Source organism: Photobacterium sp. OFAV2-7 (assembly GCF_022347985.1).
Taxonomy (GTDB): Bacteria; Pseudomonadota; Gammaproteobacteria; order Enterobacterales; family Vibrionaceae; genus Photobacterium.
The window spans coordinates 1-4578 of sequence record NZ_JAKRFQ010000392.1 but is presented as its reverse complement, the minus strand read 5'-3'; the positions used below and the strand labels follow the sequence as shown (position 1 = coordinate 4578).

The window sequence follows — 4578 nt, the reverse complement described above, 5'->3', positions numbered from 1 at the left end:
AAGCTGGTTGGCGAAGTGCTTGGGGTGCCGATGCACAAAGTGGTTATTGATATGCGTCGGATGGGGGGTGGCTTTGGTGGTAAAGAAACGCAAGCCGCAGCCCCAGCCTGTCTGTCAGCCGTTATCGCGACCCTCACTGGCCGCCCGACAAAAATGCGCTTGTATCGCAACGAAGATATGACCATGACAGGCAAGCGCCACCCGTTCTACAACCAATACAAGGTTGGGTTTGATGATAATGGCCGGATCCAGGGGATCGATATCACCGTTGCCGGTAACTGCGGTTACTCGCCGGATCTGTCCAGCTCCATCGTAGATCGGGCCATGTTCCACTCCGACAATGCCTACTACCTGGGCGATGCTACAGTCACCGGCCATCGCTGCAAAACCAACACCGCCTCAAATACCGCCTACCGAGGCTTCGGTGGCCCGCAAGGCATGATGACCATAGAGCACATCATGGACGAGATTGCACGCTACCTGAAAAAAGACCCGCTCGAGGTCCGCAAGCATAACTATTACGGCCATGAAGAGCGCAATGTCACCCACTACTATCAGACAGTGGAGGACAACTTCATCCACGATATCACGGCCCAGCTAGAAGCCAGCAGCGATTATCACCAGCGCCGTAAAGACATTGCCGAGTACAACAAAACCAGCCCGATCCTCAAAAAAGGACTGGCCATCACACCGGTTAAATTCGGGATCTCATTTACGGCTACGTTTCTGAACCAGGCCGGTGCCCTTATCCATATCTATACCGACGGCAGTATTCACCTCAATCATGGTGGTACTGAAATGGGCCAGGGTCTCAATACCAAAGTGGCACAGATAGTAGCGCAGGAGTTCCAGGTCGATATCGACAAAATCCAGATCACCGCCACCAACACCGACAAAGTACCGAATACTTCGCCGACAGCAGCTTCGTCTGGCGCTGATCTGAACGGCAAGGCGGCACAAAATGCAGCTCAAACCATCAAGCAACGCCTGATTGATTTTGGTGCCGTTCACTTCAAGGTCGACAAGGAAGAGATTGTCTTCAAAAATGGCATTGTCCAGATCCGGGATAAATTCATGCCGTTTGAGGAATTTGTCCAACTGGCCTACTTCAATCAGATTTCGCTTTCGAGTACCTGCTTCTATCGGACACCAAAAATTTACTACGACCATCAAAAAGCTCGAGGACGTCCCTTTTATTATTATGCTTATGGGGCATCATGTTCAGAGGTGGTCATCGACACTCTTACCGGCGAATACAAGATCTTACGAGCAGATATTCTTCATGACGTCGGCGCCTCCCTTAACCCGGCGATTGATATCGGACAGATCGAAGGCGGGTTCATTCAGGGAGTAGGATGGCTAACCACTGAAGAACTGGTCTGGAATGAACAAGGCCGCTTGATGACCAACGGTCCGGCTAGCTACAAGATCCCTGCAATAGCCGACATGCCAATCGACTTCCGCACGCACCTGCTGGAAAACCGCAGTAATCCGGAAGATACCGTCTTCAATTCCAAAGCCGTGGGTGAGCCCCCGTTCATGCTGGGGATGTCCGTCTGGAGCGCGTTAAAAGATGCCATTGCCTCTGTTGCCGTCAATGGCGCGATCCCGAAACTCGATACCCCGGCAACGCCCGAGCGCGTGCTGTGGGCAGTTCAGGCGGTCCAACAGCCGCAATATACAGAAGTAACCCAAGAAAACCCTGCAGAGGCCACAACGAACATCAAATAACAACAATCAAGATAACAACCGCCAAGGAGTATGACATGTATAACGATAACTGGATCCATGAACTGGCCAAACTCGATGAACAAGGTGAAGCCTGTGTCATGGTAACGGTACTGGCCGACAAGGGATCTGTCCCGCGCGATGCCGGAACCAAAATGCTCGTTACCCGAAACAATATTGTGGCAACCATTGGCGGTGGTCATCTTGAGCACAAAGCAGTAAAAATGGCACGCGACATGCTTCTAATGGGAGACAGGCATACTAAAGTTGAACATTTCAACTTAGGCGCCCGCCTTGGCCAGTGCTGCGGGGGCATGGCAACGCTCAGTTTCGAGCCTATCGGCCACCAGCAAAACCACTTGGTGCTGTTTGGTGCCGGTCATGTAGCCAAGGCACTGCTCCATATTGTGGCAACCCTGCCCTTCCGTGTGACATGGATTGACCAGCGAGAGCACGAATTCCCGGAAGAGTTGCCAGCCGGAGTGAAAAAACTGGTCTCCGATGATCCCGTGGCCGAAGTCAAGGATATGCCTGCCAACAGTTACTATCTGGTCATGACCCATAACCATCAGCTGGATTTCGATCTCGCCAAGGCGATTCTCAACAGAAATGATACCGCCTACTTCGGCATGATAGGGTCACTGACCAAAAGGAAAAAGTTCGACTACCGATTAACAGAGCGCGGCTACAGTCAGGAAACGATCGAGCGCATGACCTGCCCGATCGGAATCAGTGCCGTAAAAGGAAAACACCCGGCAGAAATTGCAGTGTCGGTCGCTGGCGAATTGATTGCCCATTATCAGGGAGTCCCCCTGGAGCAAAAACGCCCGACGAGTACCACAGCAGCGGAACCGGTAACTCAGGCGAGCAACGACAGTGCCTGAGCGATAAAGGAATAGCACCATGACAACGGAAAAAATCGCATATCGCGCATCAATCTTACACAGTATTGCCGACCCGAAAGATGTCGGCCTGGAAAAGAGCTATCAATATTTTGAAGATGGCATGATCGTGGTTGAAAACGGCCATATCGTGGATATCGGCGAGGCTGAACAGGTTCAGGTCCGCCACCCGAGTAACCTTGAGACCGTAAACTTTGAAAACAAGCTGATCACCTCAGGCTTTATCGATACACATATTCACTACCCGCAGACGGGAATGATTGCCTCCTACGGCGAACAACTGCTCGACTGGCTGGAAAACTACACCTTTCCGGAAGAGCTCCGCTTTAAAAATCCTGTCTATGCCCAAAAAGTGGCCTCGTTGTTTTTGGATGAACTGGCCAGCAACGGCACAACAACCGCGCTGGTTTTCGGAACCGTTCATAAAGAATCGGTCGATGTCTTTTTTGAGGAAGCCAAAAAACGCAAGCTGCGGATGATTGCCGGCAAGGTGCTGATGGACAGAAATGCACCCGAGTACCTCACTGATACGCCAGAATCCGGCTACCTGGATTCCAAGGAGCTTATCGAACGCTGGCATAACCGGGGACGACTGCTATATGCCGTCACCCCGAGGTTTGCACCAACAAGTACCGATGCCCAGCTCGAAACCGTTGGCAAGCTGCTCAAAGAATACCCAGACGTATTTATGCACACGCACTTATCGGAGAATAAAAAAGAGATTGAGTGGGTCATGGAGCTCTTCCCCGACAGAGACAACTACCTGGATGTCTACGATCACTTTGGTATGCTGCACGAGCGCTCGGTATTTGCCCACGGTATCCACCTGTCAGATTGTGAATGCCAGCGCCTGTCAGAAAGTGGGTCAGCTATCTCATTCTGCCCCACTTCCAACCTTTTCCTCGGCTCAGGGTTGCTCAACCTGCCGAAGCTGGAGAAGTTTAATATCAATGTCGGCATGGGTACCGATGTCGGTGCAGGTACCAGCTTTTCACTGCTACAGACCATGAGCGAAGCATACAAAATCATGCAGCTTCAGCAGGAGAAACTGCACCCGCTGAAATCGCTGTTTCTGGCCACGCTTGGTGGTGCCCGTGCACTGCGTCTTGAAGACAAAATCGGCAACCTCGAAGTTGGCAAAGAAGCAGATTTCGTGGTTCTCGATCTGCACGCTACCCAGTTGATGCGTTTTCGTATGAACCAGGCGAAGAATCTGGAAGAAAAACTGTTCGTCCTGATGAGCCTGGGAGATGACAGAACGGTTAGCCAAACCTATATCTACGGTGAAAAAGCCTACGATATCAATGGACAACAATCTGGCCGCAAAATAGCCGTGTAAGCCAATAACAGCACTAGACAAGGACTTTTCTGGCTGCCTGGCAGCCAGCCACATCAACCATGAGCACTGAATTTATGTCTGATAACAAGAATACACAAACTCGCGTCACGACCGTATTACAGCGCATGAGTGAAATGGTCAGCAAGGACGCCAGATATGCCGACATCTTTGCCGGCGAGCTAAACACCATGCTAGAGAAGATTAAGCAACAAAACGGATTCGGTGAGCTGGCCGAATATGATCCACGAGGAGATGGCCGCGAAGGTACCTTTAGCCTGGATTATGTTGCCGGTATTGACGATGACTGCCCTCACGGCATACCTACGACTCATGATTGTGAGCTTCGGATTCAGCACGGCGTCTGTGCCGGGTGCGGTCGCCAGACTGTTTATCCCAAATAACATCGACAGCATCATGATCAATTTAAAAGCCTGCCTCGTAAGCAGGCTTTTCACTCCGCTTCTACCTCTTAACCACAACTAAAGTACTCCATTCCCCTCCTCAGCAAACGACTAAAACTGTAATTACTGCGCCTAATACTCATATCTGAAATGGTCCCTATAAAGAGTTAATTTACTAACGCCCAACACAACAACACTTAAAAACATC

The 4578-nt window shown here is 50.9% G+C and carries 4 protein-coding genes; all 4 read left to right on the top strand.

The window, feature by feature from the left end; all coding sequences use genetic code 11:
• Positions 1-1731, top strand: a 1731-nt coding sequence (gene xdhB / locus MHN01_RS17425; RefSeq protein WP_239412502.1) for a xanthine dehydrogenase molybdopterin binding subunit, incomplete at its 5' end; no start/stop codon positions are given.
• Between the two features lie 35 nt (positions 1732-1766).
• Positions 1767-2612, top strand: a complete 846-nt coding sequence (gene xdhC, locus MHN01_RS17420; protein WP_239412501.1) for a xanthine dehydrogenase accessory protein XdhC — start codon at positions 1767-1769, stop codon at positions 2610-2612.
• A 19-nt stretch (positions 2613-2631) separates the two neighbouring features.
• Positions 2632-3969: a guanine deaminase gene (gene guaD / locus MHN01_RS17415; RefSeq protein ID WP_239412500.1), complete on the top strand. Its 1338-nt coding sequence runs from the start codon at positions 2632-2634 to the stop codon at positions 3967-3969.
• 74 nt (positions 3970-4043) lie between these two features.
• Entirely contained in the window at positions 4044-4370 is a 327-nt protein-coding gene (locus tag MHN01_RS17410; protein ID WP_239412499.1) for a hypothetical protein, read from the top strand.
• Positions 4371-4578: the final 208 nt, after the last annotated feature.

What these genes read in the sequence shown, in the direction of transcription:
- xdhC (WP_239412501.1), top strand. Translation starts at nt 1,767, where the DNA reads ATGTATAACGATAACTGGATCCATGAACTGGCCAAACTCGATGAACAA.
- MHN01_RS17410 (WP_239412499.1), top strand. Translation starts at nt 4,044, where the DNA reads ATGTCTGATAACAAGAATACACAAACTCGCGTCACGACCGTATTACAG.
- guaD (WP_239412500.1), top strand. Translation starts at nt 2,632, where the DNA reads ATGACAACGGAAAAAATCGCATATCGCGCATCAATCTTACACAGTATT.